The sequence below is a fragment of the Oceanimonas sp. MB9 genome, assembly GCF_011319775.1.
Taxonomy (GTDB): domain Bacteria; phylum Pseudomonadota; class Gammaproteobacteria; order Enterobacterales; family Aeromonadaceae; genus Oceanimonas; species Oceanimonas doudoroffii.
On the sequence record NZ_VFBE01000009.1, the window covers coordinates 100,012 to 119,312 of the forward strand.

General features: G+C 62.5%; 16 protein-coding genes. 8 read left to right on the forward strand and 8 right to left on the reverse strand.

Annotation, left to right across the window (positions count from 1 at the left end; genetic code table 11):
• Positions 1–107: 107 nt before the first annotated feature.
• Positions 108–1,880, forward strand: a complete 1,773-nt coding sequence (locus OJHNALOF_RS11855) for a bifunctional diguanylate cyclase/phosphodiesterase (protein WP_165662140.1) — start codon at positions 108–110, stop codon at positions 1,878–1,880.
• Here OJHNALOF_RS11855 and OJHNALOF_RS11860 read toward each other — a convergent pair.
• The gene (locus OJHNALOF_RS11860; RefSeq protein ID WP_094200693.1) at positions 1,834–2,388 is read right to left on the reverse strand and encodes a DUF1439 domain-containing protein; all 555 of its coding nucleotides are present in this window, start codon (positions 2,386–2,388) and stop codon (positions 1,834–1,836) included. The two genes, OJHNALOF_RS11855 and OJHNALOF_RS11860, sit on opposite strands and share 47 nt — an antisense overlap.
• Before the next feature lie 72 nt (positions 2,389–2,460).
• On the opposite strand from OJHNALOF_RS11860, the gene cls reads away from it, so the two are divergent.
• The gene (gene cls, locus OJHNALOF_RS11865; RefSeq protein WP_094200694.1) at positions 2,461–3,918 is read left to right on the forward strand and encodes a cardiolipin synthase; all 1,458 of its coding nucleotides are present in this window, start codon (positions 2,461–2,463) and stop codon (positions 3,916–3,918) included.
• A gap of 77 nt (positions 3,919–3,995) precedes the next feature.
• Here cls and OJHNALOF_RS11870 read toward each other — a convergent pair whose 3' ends face one another.
• The 4 genes from OJHNALOF_RS11870 to OJHNALOF_RS11885 all read right to left on the reverse strand — a co-directional run bounded on the left by OJHNALOF_RS11870 (position 3,996) and on the right by OJHNALOF_RS11885 (position 8,982).
• Entirely contained in the window at positions 3,996–5,210 is a 1,215-nt protein-coding gene (locus OJHNALOF_RS11870) for a pyridoxal phosphate-dependent aminotransferase (RefSeq protein WP_094200695.1), read from the reverse strand.
• A 241-nt stretch (positions 5,211–5,451) separates the two neighbouring features.
• The gene (locus OJHNALOF_RS11875; protein WP_094200696.1) at positions 5,452–5,715 is read right to left on the reverse strand and encodes a GrxA family glutaredoxin; all 264 of its coding nucleotides are present in this window, start codon (positions 5,713–5,715) and stop codon (positions 5,452–5,454) included.
• 65 nt (positions 5,716–5,780) lie between these two features.
• Positions 5,781–7,232: a D-alanyl-D-alanine carboxypeptidase/D-alanyl-D-alanine-endopeptidase gene (gene dacB, locus OJHNALOF_RS11880; protein ID WP_165662141.1), complete on the reverse strand. Its 1,452-nt coding sequence runs from the start codon at positions 7,230–7,232 to the stop codon at positions 5,781–5,783.
• Positions 7,233–7,239: 7 nt separating this feature from the next.
• The gene (locus tag OJHNALOF_RS11885) at positions 7,240–8,982 is read right to left on the reverse strand and encodes a DEAD/DEAH box helicase (RefSeq protein WP_165662142.1); all 1,743 of its coding nucleotides are present in this window, start codon (positions 8,980–8,982) and stop codon (positions 7,240–7,242) included.
• Positions 8,983–9,334: 352 nt separating this feature from the next.
• On the opposite strand from OJHNALOF_RS11885, the gene fabV reads away from it, so the two are divergent.
• Together fabV and OJHNALOF_RS11895 are read left to right on the forward strand one after the other, a co-directional pair.
• A complete protein-coding gene (fabV, locus tag OJHNALOF_RS11890; RefSeq protein ID WP_165662143.1) occupies positions 9,335–10,534 on the forward strand; it encodes an enoyl-ACP reductase FabV in 1,200 nt (399 codons plus the stop codon).
• A 154-nt stretch (positions 10,535–10,688) separates the two neighbouring features.
• The gene (locus OJHNALOF_RS11895) at positions 10,689–11,162 is read left to right on the forward strand and encodes an anti-virulence regulator CigR family protein (protein WP_094200700.1); all 474 of its coding nucleotides are present in this window, start codon (positions 10,689–10,691) and stop codon (positions 11,160–11,162) included.
• Here the strand turns inward: OJHNALOF_RS11895 and OJHNALOF_RS11900 are convergent.
• The gene (locus OJHNALOF_RS11900; protein WP_165662144.1) at positions 11,155–12,129 is read right to left on the reverse strand and encodes a GGDEF domain-containing protein; all 975 of its coding nucleotides are present in this window, start codon (positions 12,127–12,129) and stop codon (positions 11,155–11,157) included. The two genes, OJHNALOF_RS11895 and OJHNALOF_RS11900, sit on opposite strands and share 8 nt — an antisense overlap.
• A 4-nt stretch (positions 12,130–12,133) precedes the next feature.
• Positions 12,134–13,138 carry a response regulator gene (locus OJHNALOF_RS11905; protein ID WP_165662145.1) on the reverse strand — a complete coding sequence of 335 codons (1,005 nt, stop codon included), beginning with the start codon at positions 13,136–13,138 and terminating at the stop codon, positions 12,134–12,136.
• A gap of 280 nt (positions 13,139–13,418) precedes the next feature.
• On the opposite strand from OJHNALOF_RS11905, the gene OJHNALOF_RS11910 reads away from it, so the two are divergent.
• From OJHNALOF_RS11910 to rluF, 3 genes are all read left to right on the forward strand, one after another.
• Positions 13,419–15,146, forward strand: coding sequence for a SulP family inorganic anion transporter (locus OJHNALOF_RS11910; protein WP_165662146.1), 1,728 nt, complete (start codon positions 13,419–13,421; stop codon positions 15,144–15,146).
• On the forward strand, positions 15,143–15,598 hold the full coding sequence (locus OJHNALOF_RS11915; protein ID WP_370462321.1) for an isoprenylcysteine carboxylmethyltransferase family protein: 456 nt from the start codon (positions 15,143–15,145) through the stop codon (positions 15,596–15,598). Before OJHNALOF_RS11910 ends, OJHNALOF_RS11915 begins: the two co-directional genes overlap by 4 nt.
• 458 nt (positions 15,599–16,056) lie before the next feature.
• Positions 16,057–17,034: a 23S rRNA pseudouridine(2604) synthase RluF gene (gene rluF, locus OJHNALOF_RS11920; protein WP_165662147.1), complete on the forward strand. Its 978-nt coding sequence runs from the start codon at positions 16,057–16,059 to the stop codon at positions 17,032–17,034.
• Here the strand turns inward: rluF and tyrS are convergent.
• A complete protein-coding gene (tyrS, locus tag OJHNALOF_RS11925) occupies positions 17,031–18,347 on the reverse strand; it encodes a tyrosine--tRNA ligase (RefSeq protein WP_165662148.1) in 1,317 nt (438 codons plus the stop codon). The two genes, rluF and tyrS, sit on opposite strands and share 4 nt — an antisense overlap.
• Positions 18,348–18,459: 112 nt before the next feature.
• Between tyrS and OJHNALOF_RS11930 the strand changes: the two genes are divergently transcribed.
• Positions 18,460–19,257 (forward strand): helix-turn-helix transcriptional regulator, encoded by a 798-nt coding sequence (locus OJHNALOF_RS11930; protein WP_165662149.1) that lies wholly within the window; start codon positions 18,460–18,462, stop codon positions 19,255–19,257.
• The last annotated feature ends 44 nt before the right edge of the window (positions 19,258–19,301 follow it).

A 19,301-nucleotide genomic window follows, 5' to 3' on the forward strand; every position in this document is an offset into this window, starting at 1 on the left:
CGTTTGAGTCTATATTATGTGCAGGCTCACACGACCTGACCCTGTCTGCCCCGAGGCAGCAATAACCACAACCGTGCCCCCCATAGTGAGATAACAAGAGCGTAATCATGGAATCAGAGAACAGCTCGGCGGTGACCGCCTTTGAAGGGCACACTCCCTTTGCGCTGGCCGAGCCGGTACGGGCCAACACCGGCCTCGGCCTGGTGCGGCAACTGATGCAGCACACGCGGGAAGGCATAGTGCTGATGGATGCCCGGGGCCGGGTGCTGGAGGTCAATCCGGCCTTTTGCCGCCACTGCGAGCTGGATGCGGACAGCCTGAAAGGGCGGCACCTGACCCACGTCAGCCAGGGGCGCTATCAGGGGCGTTTCTACCGTCGCATTTGGCAACGATTGCAGTTTCGCGGGCACTGGGAAGGTGAAGTGGAGCATCTGACCGGGCAGGGGGAAGTGGCTACCCACTGGCTGATGCTGCGGTTGATCCGCGACGAAGCCGGGCTGATCAGTCATATTATCGGGATTCTCGACAACATCAGCCGGTTGCGCCAGTCTGAAGAGCGGCTCAGCTATCTGGCCCATCACGACAGCCTGACCGGCGCCGCCAACCGCGCCTTTTTGCTGAGCTGGTTCGCCCGCATCAAGTGCGACCTGCATCCCGACGAGCAGCTGGCACTGCTGTTTATCGACCTGGACAGGTTCAAGCCCATCAACGACGGTTTTGGCCACGGCGTGGGGGATCAGGTGCTGAAAACCCTGGCCGGGCGGCTGCGGCAGCAGGTGGATGCCAATGAAATGGTGGCGCGCATCGGTGGTGACGAGTTCGTGCTGGTATGGCGCATGAGCGGTGGTGAGGAGCAACCCTTGCTGGAGCGGGCCGCCCGCTTGCTGGAAAACATGGAGGCGCCGGTCAGCGCCGGTCATCACCAGTTGAGTGTGGGGGCCAGTGTGGGCATCAGCCTCTATCCCCGGCACGGGCTGGAAATCGAAACCCTGCTGCGCTACGCCGACACCGCCATGTACGAGGCCAAGACCCGTAGCCAGGCCCGTATTTCCCTGTTTGACTCCGCCAGTTTTGCCCGGCTGGAGCTGCGCAGCCGGCTGGCCCGGGAGTTTCACGAGGCACTGGCACGGCGTCAGCTGTTTCTGGAGTATCAGCCGAGGCTGGATGTGGAGTCCGGTCGCATAGTAGGGGCCGAAGCCTTGTTGCGCTGGCGCCATCCGGTGCTGGGGCTGGTCCCCCCGGACGATTTTCTGCCCGCGGCACGCAATGCCGGCCTGCTGGGGCGGCTGGCGGAGTGGGTATTCGGCGAGGCGGCCCGGCAGTCGCAAGACTGGCGACGGCAGGGCTGGCAGGGCCGCATCAGCCTGAACATGCGGGGACTTGAGCCGGAGCTGGAGCAGCAGCGGATTTTGCGGTTGCTCGATATTCTGCGCGAGCACGGCGCCGAACCGGCGGACTTTGAGCTGGAGCTGCGCAGTGACTTCATTATGCGCCGCAGTGACTCCCTGCTGCGGGTGCTGTCGGCCTTTCGTCAGGCCGGCATGGGTGTCTATCTGGATAACCTGGGTGACGGCCGGCTCAACCTGCGGCTGCTGCAGCAACTGCCGGTGGACGGCATCAAGCTGGATCGACGGCTGTTCGCGGAGGCCTTTGAAGACTATGAGCGGGCGGTGATCCGTGCGCTGCTGTTGCTGGCCGGTACCCTGGGGCTTGAGGCCGTGGCCTGCGGAGTGGAAAACCGGGAGCAGCTTGCCTTTCTGCAGGAACATGGTTGCCACCTGATCCAGGGCCGGCTGGTGGCGCCGCCCCTGGCACCGGCACAGGTGCCGGCCTTTATGGCAGGCTGTCCAGTCCCTGCAGGGTCAGCCGGCCGGGGCTGATCTCCAGGCTCAGCACTTGATCCTGCAACTGGCGTCGCAGCGGGTCCTGCTCGCTCAGCCGGTATACCGGGTAGCGTGACAGGTAATCCGCCAGGCTCTGCAGCAGCAGCGGCATCACTAGCCCCCCCTGGGAGCCGGCGCCGCTGTTGTTCAGGCGATATCCCAGCAGTTCAAATTCGTCCAGATAAAGGGCGCCTTCCTTGCTGTCAAAGCGGGGGCGGGCGCTGAAGTCGCCGCTGATGTCCCAGTCCTGTTGTTGCTCCCCCTGATCCAGGGTAACGATGCCCCGCCCGCTGACCCGTGCCTTGTCCGGCTGCTGCCGCCCCAACTCAACCTGCAGGTCGGCCAGGCGCACGGCGGCCTTCAGCCAGCTGCCCAGGGTCACGGGAAACTCCCGCCCCAGCTGACTGGCCAGGTGCTGGTTGAGTTGTTGCTCGGTTAGGCTGAGGGTTTGTGCCGGCAGGGCGGTGCTAACCCCAAGCAGGATCAAAAAAAGTATACTTTTCATAGTCCTGTATCCATGATGCAAAAAGACATGGGCACAGTCTGCCCCGTCTGGGGAAAGAGGAGCAAGGCGTTTTTGAACGATTACATCGATACCCTGCTGGGCTGGTTGCTGTTTGCCACCCATACCAGCCTGGTGGTGGGGGTAACCTTCAGGGTGATCATGAAGCGCCGGCCGGTGGGAGTGTCTCTGGCCTGGCTGGCGCTGATCTACGCCATTCCCATTTTGGGCGTGGCCACCTACATACTGTTCGGCGAGGTGCGTCTGGGGCGCAAGCGGGCCGAACGGGCGCGGGCCATGTACCGGCCCCATGCGGACTGGATCAACGTGCTGGTCAACCGCTTTCCCGGTCAGCAGTTTGAGGTGAGCGATCAGGTCCGACCCATTTATGAGCTGGTCAAGGCCCGGCTCAACATGCCCATGCTGAGCGGCAATGGCATGACCCTGCTGCAGCAACCGACGGAAATTCTGAGCTCACTGCGCATGGACATCGAGCGGGCACGCAGCTCCTGTTATCTGGAGTTCTATATCTGGCACCAGGGCGGCATGGCCGACGAGGTGGCCCATGCGCTGATGGCGGCGGCGCGCCGCGGTGTGGACTGCCGGCTGCTGCTGGACTCGGTGGGCAGCGCCGACTTCTTTCGCAGTCGCTGGCCCGGCCGCCTGCGCGAGGCCGGGGTCAAGGTGGTGGAAGTACTGCCGGTGGGCGCCTTTCGCGTGCTGTTTGAACGACAGGATCTGCGCATGCACCGCAAGCTGGTGGTGATCGACGACGACGTTGCCTATACCGGCTCGATGAATCTGGTGGATCCCGCCTGCTTCAAGCAGGACGCCGGCGTGGGCCAGTGGGTCGACATCATGCTGCGCATTCGCGGCCCCATCGTGCCCATTATCTGGTCGCTGTTCGTGTGGGACTGGGAAATGGAAACCGGCGAGCGGCTGCTGGAGCAGCTGGAATACCACCCCATCTGTTGCCTGGACAACCAGCTGCGGCTGCAGCTGTTGCCCTCGGGGCCCTTTATGGGCGGCGATGCCATCAGCCAGAGCCTGCTCAGCGCCGTGTATCAGGCTCGGCGGCGGCTGGTGCTGGTCACTCCCTACTTCGTGCCCGACGACCCCCTGGTGGCGGCACTGTGCTCCGCCGCCGACCGGGGCGTGGAGGTGCAGCTGCTGCTGCCGGAGAAGAACGACTCGCGCATGGTTAATCACGCCTGCAACGCCTTCTTTGACGAATTGCTGCACGCCGGGGTGGAGATCCATCTCTATTCCGCCGGCCTGCTGCACACCAAGTGCGTCCTGGTGGATCACCAGTTTGGCCTGGTGGGCACGGTGAACCTGGACCGGCGCAGTTTCTGGCTGAACTTTGAGATGACCCTGCTGGTGGATGACGGCCAGGCCATGGGCGAGCTGTTGCAGCTGGCCGACCGCTACCTGGCGGACGCTCGGCCGCTGTCGTGGCTGGAGTGGCGCCAGCGGCCGCTGCGCAAGCGGCTGCTGGAAAACCTGTTTTACCTGCTCAGCCCGCTGCTGTAACAGCGGGTGAGGAGTGAGGGGAGAGGCGTAAGGAGAACGGCCGCCTTACTCCTCAACCCTTACTTCTCACCGTCACTTTACTGCTTGTAATGCTTAAGGAATCGGGCAATGCGGCCGATGGCGTCTTCGATGTCGTCGACTCTGGGGAGGGTCACCAGGCGGAAATGGTCCGGCTTGGGCCAGTTAAAGCCGGTGCCCTGCACGATCAGCATTTTTTCCTGCAACAGCAGATCGTAGACCATCTTCTGATCGTCGCGAATGTCATACACCTTGGGATCCAGCCGGGGGAACATGTAGATGGCGCCCTTGGGCTTGACGCAGCTGATCCCGGGAATCTCGTTGAGCAACTCCCAGGCACGGTCGCGCTGGCGGCGCAGCCGGCCACCGGGCAGTACCAGCTCGTTAATGCTCTGGTAGCCGCCGAGCGCCGCCTGAATGCAGTGCTGCATGGGCACGTTGGCGCACAGCCGCATGGAGGAGAGCATCTCCAGCCCTTCGATATAATCCCGGGCCAGGTGTTTGGGCCCGCTCAGCATCATCCAGCCCTGGCGAAAGCCGGCGGCGCGGTAGCTTTTGGACAGGCCGTTAAAGGTGGCCACCAGCACGTCGTCGCACAGGGTACACACCGAATGGTGGGCCACGTCGTCGTAGAGAATCTTGTCGTAGATTTCGTCGGCAAAAATAATGAGCTTGTTCTGGCGGGCGATCTCGATCACTTCCAGCAAAAACTCGCTGCCGTAGACGGCGCCGGTGGGGTTGTTGGGGTTGATCAGCACGATGCCCTTGGTACGCGGGCTGATTTTGGATTTGATGTCGTCCAGATCCGGGTACCAGTCGGCCTGTTCGTCACAGGTGTAGTGCACCGCCTTGCCGCCGGAGAGGGTCACGGCGGCGGTCCACAGCGGGTAGTCCGGGGACGGCACCAGAATTTCGTCGCCGTTGTTGAGCAGAGCCTGCATCGACATCACGATCAGCTCCGACACCCCGTTACCGATATAGATGTCGTCCAGATCCGTGGTGCGCAGCCCCTTTTGCTGGTAGTACTGCATGACCGCCTTGCGTGCTGAAAACAGCCCCTTGGAGTCGCAATAGCCCTGGCTGGTGGGCATGTTGAGAATGGCGTCCTTGAGCAGCTCTTCCGGTGCGTCAAAGCCGAACGGCGCCGGGTTGCCGATGTTCAGCTTGAGAATACGGTGTCCTTCGTCTTCAAGGCGGCGGGCTTCCTTGTGAACGGGTCCACGAATGTCGTAACAGACGTTGTCCAGCTTGTGGGATTTTTCTACTGAATACATGGGTGTTTACAGCCTCGGAATCATACGGTTGCCCGGCAGCGACGAACCCGGCAAGGGCCGATCTGGATTCGGTTGGCGGACAGTGGCGTCAGGTAATGGGACCCATGATGGAGCTTTGGCTACCGAATGAAAAGAGGAAAAAGGGGGCTTTGAGCGAAAAAAATGCTGAAAACGGTGATTTTTCAGCAAGCTTGGTGTGAAAGGCACCACGTGGGCGGCCGGTTGGCCGCCCGAACAGCACTTACTGGTACAGGCCCAGGTGCTCCTTGGCGTGGGCTTCAAAGTCGGTGAAGCCGCCGATGTGCTGCTGGTCGAGGAAAATCTGCGGCACCGTCTGTACCGGCTTGCCCACGGTCTTTTCCAGGTCTTCCTTGGAAATGCCTTCGGCGTGAATGTCCACATAGCGGTATTTGAAATCTTCCCGTTCGGTGCTGAGCTTGTCCGCCAGCTCCTTGGCGCGCACGCAGAAGGGGCAACCGGGACGACCAAAAATCACTGCAAACATGCTGTTCTCCTTAAATCGGTGAGTCGGGCGCCAGTATAGACAGAGCACGCCCCCGATGAAAATCGTTAGTGTGTGTTGTTTTGATTGGTTTTAACGATGGATGAACGTTGCGTCACCCCTTCCAGCCAGTCCCGTTCAAAGCGCCGGGCCGGCCATTCCAGCTCGCCGGCGGCCATGGCAGCGGACTGCTCGGGGCTGATGGACAGCCCGTTTTGCAACAGCACAAAGGCCTTGCGTTCCCCGTTGTCGGTATCGATAAAGCCGGCCAGGTTCTGCACATGGGCAATGGTACCGGTCTTGGCGATTACTCGCCCTTTGAGTGCGGGCCCCTGCACGCTCTTGCGATAACGCAGGGTGCCACTTTCGCCACTCACCGGCAGAGCGGCCATCAGCCATTGCGCTCGCGGATCCTGTGCCATGGTCAGCAGCACCGCCATCAGATCCTTTGCCCGCAGCAGGTTATGGGCAGAGAGCCCGGAGCCGTCGGCCAGCCAGGATGGTCCCAGGTCGATATCGGCTTCTTGTTTAAGGATCTCGCGCACCGCCTGGGTGCCGTTGCGAAAGCTGCCGGGCTGGTTAAAGTGCTGTGCCCCCAGGGTGCGCAGCAGGCTGTCGGCGTAGAGGTTGTCGGAGTGCACCAGGATTTGCCGGGCCAGCTCGCGCAGCGGCGGCGAGTGATGCTGGCCGAGGGTGGCCCAGTCACCGGCGTCGACACGGCTGCCCTCAATATGGCCGGACAGCGTGATGCCGGCCTGCTGCAGCGCCCAGCCGGTGAGCCGCTCGCCCCAGGCGGTGACATCCTGAATGGCAAAGCGCAGCGGCCAGGGATCCTGGCGTGGGCCGATACAGCCGGTGAGGTGATACTGATTGGGCGGCGTCATGTCGAGCTCCAGCGCACAAAATCGTTGCTCCCGCTCGGCCTTGTTCAGCACCGCCACGTCGGCGCTGACGGTGACGGGCTGATGGGCCGGCACCGTGGCTCGGGCCGGCTGGCCAGAACGGGCATAGAGCGCACCCTGCACGCAATTGCGATCCAGGATCAGCGCCGCCGCCGGTGCCGTGTAGCATACCCCCAGATCGTTCCAGGACCAGCCATTGCCCCGATCATAACCGGCAAAGCGGTACTGGTTGAGCAGCACCCGGCCGCTGACGTGGCGAATGCCGCTCTGGCGCAGCAGTGCCGCCAGCTGTTCGCGGGTGAGGGAAGGATCGCCGGCAAAGTCGATCAGCAGATCGCCGTCCAGCCGGCCCTGTCGCAGCTCGCCTCGGTAGCGCAGGGTGGTGGTGTAGTGCCAGTCCGGCCCCAGCGCCAGGGCGCCGGCCAGCACGGTGACCAGCTTCTGGGTGGAGGCGGGCTTCATCAGCTGTTGTTCCTGATGACGCCGCTCTATGTTGCCGGTCGCGGCATCGGCCAGCATCCAGGCACTCTGGCCATTCGCTGGGGGCGTGGCGGCCGATACCGAGGTGACAAAGGCGGTGGCCAGTACGGCAGAAACAAGGGTGGAAAGCAGTTTCATGGCTTCTCTATAACGCATGGGCGGTACGAAACCGGCCTCGATAATCAAAAATGGTTTCCCTGATCTGCCAGCCCCGTTTGTTGGCCCGGGCAATCACAAAGTCAGGGTGGCGAAAGCGCGAGCCGGCGGCCAGCACCTGCTCCAGGCTGGTAAAGTCGGGCTCGGTGCCCGGCGCCGGCCAGTGTGGACGCACAAATTCCCGGTAAAAACGGCCCTCTGGGCCCTTTGCGTCAAAAGCATACCATTTCTGCAGCTCGGTGCCGTCTTCATCGTGATAGGTGACTTTCAGTGCCGGGCCGTATTTGCCGGCGGCAGCGTCCAGGCTGAGGCCAGCACAACGCAGCACCAGCGCATCCTTCAGCGCCAGGGCATCCTTCAGTTGCTTGTCGGGATCCACCAGCACCTCACCACAGTCATGGCATTGGCGGGCGGCGATGTCATTCTCCGCCAGGCACTGCGGGCAGCTTTTAAAGCGAAAGCGGTAACCACATTCTTCCCGTTCGCCGTCATCGTCTTCAAAAAAGCCCTGGCAGCGGCGGCCAAAGTGTTCCAGCAGCCGGCCTTCGGCATCGGTCTTGCCCCAGAAGATATTGGCAAAGCCGCAGGCGGGGCAGGGCACCTGCACCTGGGTGGTGTCGGCATTGGGCCTGGGCTCGCCCACTTCGGGGGCGAAAATATCCATGTTGTTGCCGGCATAGTCCAGCACCTGGCAATCGGTCTTGCCCGGACTGAGCCGCAGGCCTCGGCCGATGATTTGCTGGTACAGGGCCACCGACTGGGTGGGGCGCAGAATGGCAATCAAATCCACATGGGGGGCATCAAAGCCGGTGGTGAGCACCGCCACGTTGACCAGGAACTTAAGCTCCCGGGCCTTGAACCGGGCAATAATGGCGTCCCGCTCCGGCCCCGGCGTGTCGCCGGTCACCAAGGCGGTCTGCTCGGCGGGCAGCAGGCCGGCCACCTCGGTGGCGTGGCGCACGGTGGCGGCGAAGACCATCACCCCCTGGCGATGTTCGGCATAGTCCTTTATTTGTTCCACCACATGGGGGGTGACTCGGGGCTGGCGGGCCAGCTCCCGCTCCAGCGCCTGCTCGGTAAACAGCCCCTGCTCATACAGCCGGGAAAAGTCGTAATGCACCACGGGGGCGTCCACCAGCTCCGGCGGACACAGGTAACCCTGCTTGATCATCAGTCGCAGCGGCAGCTCAAACAGGCAGTGCTCAAAAAAACGCGGTGTGCGGCTGCGCACCATGCCGTGGTGATGGCTGCGGTAAATCCAGCCCAGCCCCAGCCGGTAGGGGGTGGCGGTGAGTCCCAGCACCTTGAGAGCCGGGTTACCGGTACGCAGATGATTGATAACCTGGGCATACTGGCTGTTGTCGTCATCGGAGACCCGGTGGCACTCGTCAATGATCACCAGGTTAAAGCCGTTAAAGGCGTCCAGGTTGCGGGCCACCGACTGTACCGAGCCAAACACCACCTGACGGCTGCTTTCCCGGCGCTTGAGCCCGGCGGAGAAAATATCGGCTTCCACGCCATAGGCCTGATACTTGGCGTGGTTCTGCTCCACCAGCTCGCGCACATGGGCCAGCACCAGCACCCGGCCCCGGGCGAGGCGTGCCAGCTCGGCGATCACCAGGCTCTTGCCGGCGCCGGTGGGCAGCACCAGCACTCCCGGCTCGCTGTGGCGGCGAAAATAGGCAAGGGTGCGGTCAACCGCCTCCTGCTGATAGGGACGTAACGTAAACATTTATCTCACCAAAGCTGGAAGCCCGTTTGGTCTGCAAGGCCGTGCAACATCGTCGGTCACAGGGGACTACTTCGCCGACACGCCGTAACCCCTTCCATGGGGGCTCCGCTGCGCCCTCCCTGGCGCAGAGGGGGGCGGTGAAGCTGCAGCAGGGATTGCCGGAGCCGACCGTCAAATGCCATGGATGGCATTTGCCGAGCGTCCGATGGACGGGCTCGAAGCGTGTCGGCGCAGGTAACCCTGCTGCTGCATCCTGATACCGGCGGCAGACGGGCAATTTGGGCCTCACATTTGCCCCGGAATAAGGTATCTTTAGCGCCTATCGTTTGTAATAACCGAGGCAACCATTCCTATGATCATCAAACCCAAGGTTCGTGGCTTTATCTGCACCACCACCCATCCGGTCGGCTGTGAGGCGAATGTACGTGAGCAGATCGCCTACGTCAAAGGCAAGGGTACCCTGGCGCAGGGGCCGAAAAAGGTGCTGGTGATCGGCGCATCCACCGGTTACGGCCTGGCATCCCGCATCAACGCCGCCTTTGGCAGCGGCGCCGCCACCATAGGCGTGTTCTTTGAAAAGCCGGGCACCGAGAAGAAGACCGGCACCGCCGGCTGGTACAATGCCGCCGCCTTTGACAAGGCCGCCAAGGAAGAAGGGTTGTACGCCAAGAGCATCAACGGCGACGCCTTCTCCAACGAATGCCGCGAGCAGGTTATCGAGCTTATCAAGCAGGATCTGGGCGACATCGACCTGGTGGTGTACTCCCTGGCCTCGCCGGTGCGCAAGCTGCCCGACAGCGGCGAAGTGGTGCGCTCCGCGCTCAAGCCCATCGGCGAACCCTACAAGTCCACCGCCCTGGACACTAACAAGGACGTGCTGGTGGAAGCCGTGGTCGAGCCTGCCAATGAGCAGGAAATTGCCGACACCATTCAGGTCATGGGTGGCCAGGACTGGGAACTGTGGATGAACGCCCTGGAAGACGCCGGCGTGCTGGCCGAGGGTGCCAAGTCCGTGGCCTATTCCTACATTGGCACCGATCTCACCTGGCCCATCTACTGGCACGGTACTCTGGGCAAGGCCAAGGAAGATCTGGACCGCGCCGCCCACGCCATCGACAGCAAGCTGAAAGCGCGCGGCGGTGACGCCCATGTGGCGGTGCTGAAGTCGGTAGTGACCCAGGCCTCTGCCGCCATTCCGGTGATGCCGCTGTATATCTCCATGGCCTTCAAGGTGATGAAGGAGCAGGGTATTCACGAGGGCTGCATCGAGCAAATTCAGCGCCTGTTCCATGACCGCCTCTACAGCGGCCAGCCGGCCCCGGTGGACGAGCAGAACCGCCTGCGCCTGGACGACTGGGAGCTGCGCGATGAAGTACAGAACGCCTGCCGCGAGATCTGGAAACAGGTGCAGGACGACAACATCTATCAGCTCACCGACTATCAGGGCTACAAGGAAGAATTCCTGCGTCTGTTCGGCTTTGGCCTGGACGGCGTGGATTACGACGCCGACGTGGACACCAAGGTTGATTTCGACGTGATCGAACTGGCCTGAGCCCGGTCAGCCAAACAATAACGCCAAAGCCCCGTTTCGGGGCTTTTTTGTGCTCGTATTCGACAATATCCGTCCCTGTCGGTATGGCCGGGTATGGCCAGGCAGCCGGGCCGGCGCTAGGGTTAATGGCATATTCACCGGCAGGAGACCCGCCATGAACAAGCATTCCCTTATTGCCTCCCTGTTATTGGCCGGGCTGGCATTGCCGGCCCAGTCCCAGCCGCCCGAAGGCAAGGGGCCGGGTCAGGCTCCCGGCCGGCTCAAGGAGCAAAAATGGCAGCAGGATGAAGGAGAGCATCATCGCGACAGGCGCGAATATCGTTATGAGCGGGAGCGGCACCATGATCGTGAGCTGCATATCGACGAGCTGTTGCTGCGGCGCCTGTTTCGTGAGCACAGAGACTGGCTGCATTACGACGACCGGCGCAGCCTGCCACCGGGCATTGCCAAGAACCTGCGCCGAGGCAAGCCGTTGCCACCGGGCATTGCCAAGCGGTTTGATCCCAGGCTGAGGGAGCGCTTGCCCTATTACGAGGGCTACGAATGGCGTCGGGTCGACAACAAGGCGGTACTGGTGGATCTGGCAACCGAAAACGTGCGTTATATTCTGGAAGACATTCTTAACTGATCCGGGCTGTGGGTTGGTCGAAGCATACCCGGTTGCGGCCTTCCGCCTTGGCCCGGTACAAGGCCTCATCGGCTCGTTGCAGCCAGTCGAGGGCACTTTCAAACGATGGGGTCAGTTGTGCCACACCCAGGCTGATGGTGTATTCCAGCTGCTGGCCGTGGGTGCCGACCCTGGCCTCGTCAACCGATCGGCGCAGTCGCTCGCATATTACCGCGGCACCGTCGACGTCGGTATGAGGCAGTATGATGCCAAATTCCTCTCCACCGTAGCGTCCGGCCATATCGGCATCGCGCAGGGTATGGCGAATAAGCCCGCTCAGGTGACGCAGCACATCGTCTCCGGGCAGGTGGCCATGGGTATCGTTGAGCAGCTTGAAATTGTCGATGTCCACCATCACCAGGCTACAGGCATGGCGGTAGCGCCGATAGCGGGAATATTCGGCGTGCAGCAGGCCTTCCCAGCTGCCCCGGTTGAGCAGGCCGGTCAGCGGATCCGTCATGCTGAGATGGGCCAGGCGCTCGTTGGCCTGCTCCAGCGCCAGCTTGCCGGCGGCCACGTCGGTAACATCATGAATCATTAGGCATACGCGCCGAATCTGGCCGTCTGCATCCGCCAGCGGGTGCAGGGTCAGGTTCTGAAACATGTACTCATGGGTGCCGGTAACGGGCCGGGTGCTGTGAAAGCGAAACAGCCTGGGCCGCTGTTCCCAGCAGGTAAAGGCGCGCGTATTCAAGGTGACCACGGTATCCACCTTGCGTCTCAGCCATTGTTCGGGCAGCTCCGGAAACAGCTGGAACAGGCTTTTCCCCAGTGCCTGGCCGGCACCGAGACCGCTGTGGTTTTCCATAAACCCGTTCCACAGTTCGATGCGAAACTCGAGATCCAGCACCACCAGACCGAGGTCGACCGACTCCAGCATGTCCATCATCCAGTGAAAATCTTGTGGGCCGTGTTCATGCTGGGGCATGGCATTACTCCGTCAGGTAACTGAGTTTTTGCTCCAGGCTGCGGATCGACGCTTCGGTCAGCAGTACCAGGAGGTTGCAATAAATATGCTGTTGCTCAAGGGCATAGGGAATTTCGATGCACAGCAGCTGTTGCTGGTGGTGATGATTGCCATGGTATTCCAGCAGGGTGCTCACGGGCAGGTGCCGACCGAGTACCTTGGGTTGGGCCAGGCCCAGACGCACATCAAACTGATCTCCCAGCCCCTTGAGAAAGGCGCCGAACAATATGCTGGAGACATCCATCAGGATCTCCACATCCGGTGCCGTGGTGTCAGAAGGCGAATAATGCAGCAGTCGCGCCATCTCCTCCAGGCTGCTGTCGGAAAACAGCAACAGCGCCTCGCCGGCCAGACCGGCCCCCACAAAGCCCTGGCACACCGCCGAAAACCCTTCATCGGTAGCGGTGGAAATGGCCAGGCTGAGCTCGGCGCGGGCAATGGGCGCAACCAGAGGCACCGGCTGTGGAATAAAGGTATTGAGTAACCGGGCCAGCAGAGCCGTGGCCCGTCCCATGGCGATATTGGCCACTTCCTGCAGATAGTCGGTGAGTGCCAGGGATTCCTGTGGGAACGGTGTATGAAGGGCGTTGCCGTCCTGCCGCGGTGCGTAAAGGCCGTAGCGACGCAGCAAGTCGGTGAGTGCGTTGCGGTTGACGGGTTTGGCCAGAAAGCCCATGGCGCCGAGCGCCTGCACGCGGCTGCAGGCTTCGGGCTGAATGTCGGCCGACACCACCAGGGTCATCACCTCGAGCTGCTCACGGCGCAGGGCCTTCAACACCTCATAACCGTCGAGCCCGGGCATATTGAGGTCAAGCAGCAGCAGGTCAAAGCGGGTCTGGCGCAGCAATGCCAGCGCCTCCTTGCCATGGCTGGCAAACTCCAGCCGGGTGGTCAGGGGCGAGGGCAGGGCGCGGGCTATCTGCCGGCGGGCAACGGCGGAGTCGTCGCAGATCAAAATACGAATGGTCATGCCGCTTGCCTCATGATGAGTTGGGCTCGAATGAGTATATAGCCTTTAATTGAAGCACAAAGCCGGCACAGAGCAAAGTGAACCGGGCGAGACGCAGTCTGCAAATGCGGCAAAAGAGCCCGGCCCTCGCATTTTGCCGGCGAGAGTGGCTTTTCCGCCGGCGGGCCTCGTTATATGCTGTGGTCATGGCGGCGTTCGCCGCCGGATTCAGGATGAATGAGCCTGCGTGCCGACGTCAGGTAACGAAGGCGCGGGCCGGTGCAAAGGAAGATGTAACTGCATGAGGGATTTTTTTACCCTGGGGCGCTGGATGCCCGGTCTGGTGGCATTGCTGAACTACCGGCGCGACTGGCTGACGGCGGATGTACGCGCCGGTCTGTCGGTGGCGGCGGTGGCGCTGCCGGTGGCCATTGCCTATGCCGAGCTGGCCGGGGTCAGTGCCGTGGTGGGCCTGTATTCCTGCATATTGCCGATGATCGCCTATGCCGTGTTTGGCACCTCGCGCCAGCTGATTGTGGGGCCCGATGCGGCCACCTGCGCGGTGATTGCTGCCGTGGTCACGCCCCTGGCCGCCGGTGACGCCACCCGCCACTGGCAACTGGTGATGACCATGACCGCCATGACCGGGTTGTGGTGCCTGGTGGCCAGTTACTTTCGCCTTGGAGTGCTGGCGGATTTTCTGTCCCGGCCCATTCTGCTGGGCCTGCTCAACGGGGTCGCCATCACCATCATGGTGGGGCAGCTGTCGCGCATTTTTGGCTTCACCTTTGATGAATCCCAGCTGATCGAGCGCCTCGCCGCCACCCCCGACTACCTGACCCTGGTGCATTGGCCCACTTTGGGGGTCAGTGCCCTGACCCTGGTGATCATGTTGCTGTGCCGGCGGTTTCGTCCGCTCTGGCCCAGCAGCCTGCTGGCGCTGACGGCGGCCGCCGCCCTGTTGTGGCTGTGGGGCCCCGACCGGGCCGGAGTGGCGGTAGTGGGCACCCTGATGGGAGGCATACCCGAGTTCCAGCTGCCGGAGTTTCCCCCCGGGTTGATGCGGGATCTGGTGATGCCGGCGCTTAACCTGGCCATGGTGAGCTTTGTGTCCATGATGCTGACCGCCCGCAGCTTCGCCGCCCGCAACGGTTACGACATTGACGCCGATCGGGAGTTTCGCGCCCTGGGAGTAGCCAACCTGGCCTCGGCCTTTTCACAGGGATTTGCCATCAGCGGCGCTGACTCTCGCACCGCGGTCAACGACGCCAATGGCGGCAAGAGCCAGATGGTGTCGGTGGTGGCCGCCGGCCTTATCGCCCTGGTCACTTTTTTCCTGACCGCGCCGTTGCAATACATTCCCACCGCGGCGCTGGGAGTGGTGCTGGTAATGGCGTCCTGGTCGCTGATCAACCTGCGCGGCCAGTGGGGCCTGCGCAAGTCCGACAACGCCGCCTTCTGGCTGGCCTGGATCACCTTTGTCAGCGTGCTGTTCATGGGGGTCATTCCGGGGATTACCCTGGCGGTGCTGCTGGGCCTGTTCCAGTTTCTGCGCAATGTGATGCGGCCGACGGATCAGCTGATGGGCATGAACGAGGAAGGGGTGGTGCACACCCTGGGACGCAATGAAGAGGTCAAGGCCATCACTGGTGTGCTCATCTATCGCTTCAACTCGCCGCTGACCTACTTTAACGCCTCCTATTTCAAGCGTCGGGTGCTGACCCTGCTGAGCGACGAGCAGGCCCAGCCCGAGTGCCTGATCATCGATGCCGTGTCCTGCTTTACCCATCAGGACATCAGCGTGATGAGTGTGGTGGGGGAGCTGCACAAGGAGCTTAGGCGCCGGGGTATTCACATGGTGATGGCCGGGCGGCGCGGGCAGATGACCCACTGGCTGCACCAGGCGGGCATTCGCGTGGGCGAAGACGGTATTCAGGTCTATCCGGATCTGTATGAAGCACTGCGCATTACCCGGCGGCACCTGCATGGCAGGCCGACCGCCGGGCCGGCGACGGTGCGCAGCCCGTGAGGCCAAGGCTGTTGTGGCTGCCGCCACCGGGAGTGGCGGCGCTGGTGGCGGGCCTGATGTGGCTGGTGACCGAATGGCTGCCGGCGTTGGCGGCAGGCTGGCCGGCCTGGCTGGCGTGGTTGCCGCTGACGGCGGGGCTGATGCTGATGATGCTGGCGGCCCGGGAGCTGCATCGCGCGCGTACCACCCTGCAGCCCTTTGCGCCCGAGCGCACAAGCCGGCTGGTGACCACAGGGGTATTTGCCCGCTCGCGCAACCCCATTTACCTCGGCGATCTGCTGCTGTTGCTGGCTTTTGCCCTCTGGCTGCAAAGCTGGCCGGCCCTGCTCGGGCCGGTATTGTTTGTGCGCTACATGAACCGAGTGCAGATACGCGCCGAGGAACAGGCCCTGGCCCTGCGCTTTGGACAAGCCTATACCGACTACTGCGCGCGGGTGCGGCGCTGGCTTTAACACCTTGTCTGTTAGCCCTAGCACCCTCGTCGGACAAAGCCCACGGCGAAGCAGACACGCTTTGCCCTCCTGGGCCAGACACAGAGTCGTTTGTCGAGATACTGTCAGACAGCGCCCAAATTTCACGAAGTAATAGCAGGGATTGCCGGAACCGACCGTCACTTGCCATGGAAGGCATGTGCCGAGCGTCCATGGGGCGAGCTTGCTCGCCGTGACGAAGTAAAAAATCCTGACCGAACATTGAATATGTTCGCAGCAGGTTTTTTATGAGTGACCTTTAACGAAGCATGTCGGTGGAGTGCAACCGCGCTGTTGCTTCGCGTGACGAGTCTTTCAACAACGCCAGCCCTTGCGGGGTGAGGGGCGGGGCCTTACACTGGCGCGCTTTGGCCAGGCCTGCTCGTAAACGGCCTTTGCCCGGCTGTTATGACATGACCACCGAAAGGGAGCCCGAGCCCATGACCGCAGACAACGGCGATACCCGCCTGAATAAATTCATCAGTGAAACCGGCATCTGTTCCCGCCGGGAAGCCGACCGGCTGATTGAACAGGGTCTGGTCAGGGTGAACGGCGAGGTGGCCGGCATGGGCGTGCGGGTCAGTGATGCCGATCAGGTCACCGTGCGCGGCAAGCCGTTGCGTGCCAAACCCAAGGCCGTGTATCTGGTCTATAACAAACCCATTGGCATTACCTGCACCACCGACCGTGCCATTCCCGAAAACATAGTGGATGCGGTTAATTACCATGCCCGCATCTTTCCCATCGGCCGGCTCGACAAGCCGTCCTGCGGGCTGATTTTGCTGACCAACGACGGCGATATCGTCAACAAGATACTGCGCGCCGGCAATGCCCACGAAAAAGAATATATCGTGTCCATGGACAAGCCCATTACCGATGACTTTGTCGCGAAAATGTCGGCGGGCGTACCCATTCTCGATACCGTGACCAAGCCCTGCAAGGTGCGCAAAATCGGCCCCAGAACCATCAATATCATTCTGACCCAGGGGCTGAATCGGCAGATACGGCGCATGGCGGAATACCTGGACTATCGGGTGACCAGCCTGAAGCGGGTGCGCATCATGAATATTCACCTTGGTGAGCTAAAGCCGGGCCAGTGGCGTTATGTCAGTGAGCAGGAGTTGGGGTTGATTAACCGCATGATTGCGGGCTCGAGCAAAACCGAGGAAGCCTCGGTGCTTGAGCAGCCCAAGGCGGCTCGCCAGGGGCCGCGTATTCGGGACAAGGCCCCGGCCCGGGGCCGGTCAGCCGACGACGGTCGGCGGGAAGGACGCCGAGGCCCGACCGGTGCCGGCCGGGCCAACGCCCGCACCGGCGGTAAGGCTGATCGTCCTGGTACCCGCTCCGGCGGCAAGGCCGGGGCCCGCTCCGGAGCGCGACCCGGCGCCAGGCCGGGCGGGAAAAAGCCCGGACGTTAAGCGCCGTCCCGAACGAGTTCGTCTTCAAAACGCAGCAGGTGGAACTGCTTTTTGCCCCGGCGCAGGATCAGATAGCGCCGGTGTAATCGCGGCAGGGTGAGAGTGTCGGCGCTAACCGGCGCGCCATTGACCGCGATGGCACCGCTGCCGATCAGCTCCCTTGCCTGGCGCAGCGAGCTGGCCAGGGCGGCCTGTTTCAGCAGCCCGCTGAGCGAGGGGGGCTCAGTAGCCGCCGTGGCTTCAATGCGGGTCATGGGAATGCCGTCCTGCTCCAGCTGCGCAAACTCCTCCACACTCAACCCGTTAAACTCACCGGAAAACAGCGCCTGGCTGATGCGCTCCGCCGCCGCCAGTGCCTGCTCGCCATGCACCAGCCGGGTCAGCTCCCGGGCCAGCACCCGCTGCGCCTCGGGCTTGCCGGCCCGTTGCCGGTCACTGGCTTCCAGGGCGGCGATGTCTTCGAGCTCAATAAAGCTGTAGTAACGCAGCAGGCGGTATACGTCGTCGTCACTGGTATTCAGCCAGAACTGGTAAAAGGCGTAGGGCGAGGTTCTGGCCGCATCCAGCCAGACGGTGCCGCTTTCGGTCTTGCCGAACTTGGTGCCGTCCGCCTTGGTGATCAGCGGCAGGGTCAGGCCAAACACCTGCCGGCCGTTGAGACGGCGGGTGAGATCGATGCCACTGGTGATGTTGCCCCACTGATCGTTGCCGCCAATCTGCAGGGTGCAGTCGTATTGCCGGTTGAGCATGACGTAGTCATAGGACTGCAGCAGGCTGTAGGAAAACTCGGTAAAGGAAATGCCCTGCTCGGGCCGGGCCAGGCGCTGGCGCACCGACTCCCGGGCGATCATGGCGTTGACCGAGAAGTGTTTGCCGATGTCCCGCAGAAAGGGCAGTACCTCCATGCCGTGCATCCACTCGGCATTGTTCACCAGGCGCACGTTGGCTTCATTCACGGCGTCGTGACCTGTGTTCAGCAGCCGGCGTATCTGGGCGCTCAGCTCATTGCTCCAGGTTTGCACGGTGCCGGCCTCATTGAGGCTGCGCTCGCCGGCCTTGAAGCTGGGATCGCCAATCATGCCGGTGGCACCGCCCACCAGGGCCACCACCCTGTGCCCGGCCAGGCTGAACCGGCGCAGCATCAGCAGGGGCACCAGATGGCCGATGTGCAGGCTGCCGGCGGTGGGATCAAAGCCGCAATACAGGGTGCGCGGGCCTTGTTCAAGGTGGGCCGACAGGGCGGCGGCATCGGAAGACTGGGCGATCAGCCCGCGCCGGTGCAGGTCGTCCAGCAGGGACAGGGAATGGCTCATGCAGGGCTCCGTTGATAAAAGCCCGATACTGACTCGAACCGACTTGCCCCGATATGTCCTTTTCAGGATAGTTTGCGATAATGACGGCGCGAGATTGTAACGGGGGCACCCCATGACCGAACTGGATGAAACCCTGCTGACCCGGACCATCAATGCCCTGGGCAGCGCCAGCTTTCCCCGCTGTCTGGCCCGGCTGCTGCAGGCCCGTATCGACTGTGACTGCCTGTTGATGGTGAGCTACCGCAACGGCGGCCCGGCGGTGTACCTGTTTGATAACCTGCGCCACAGGCGCGAGCTGCTGTTTCAGCGTTACCTCAACGGCCTGTATGCGCAGGATCCGTTTTGCCGGGCGCTGAGCCATGGCCTGAAAGACGGGGTCTATTCCCTGCGCACCCTGGCCCGGGACCAGGGCATGGCGCCCGATTATTCGGCAGCCTTTTATCAGGATACCGGCTGGCAGGAAGAGCTGGGGCTGGTATTCCGCCTGCCCGGCAATCAGTGGCTGATGATCTTTTTTGGTCGCTTGCAGGCCAGGCCCTTTACCCCGGCGGAGCAGGGGGCGTTGCGGAATCATCTGGCGCTGGTGCGGGCACTGTGCCATCGGCACTGGCCGGCGGGGGCCGGCCCGCTGGCGCAGTCGCCGCCGGCACCGGCCCGAGTGGACACCCTGGTAAAGGCGGCCCTGGCCAGTTTTGGCCGGGGACGGCTGACCCGGCGCGAAGCTCAGGTGGCCGCCCTGCTGGTGCAGGGCATGGACAACGAGGCCGTTGCCGCCAGCCTGGGCATAGGCGCGGGCACGGTCAGAAATCACCGCAAGCACCTCTATGCCAAACTGGGTGCAGACTCGCAAGGAGCTCTTTTTGCGCTATTTCTTAATCACCTGATCACCGGCGAAGGGGAGCGAACATAGCCAAAAGAGCAGTCCAGACGTCCTTTGGCCCTCGCTCAAATTCG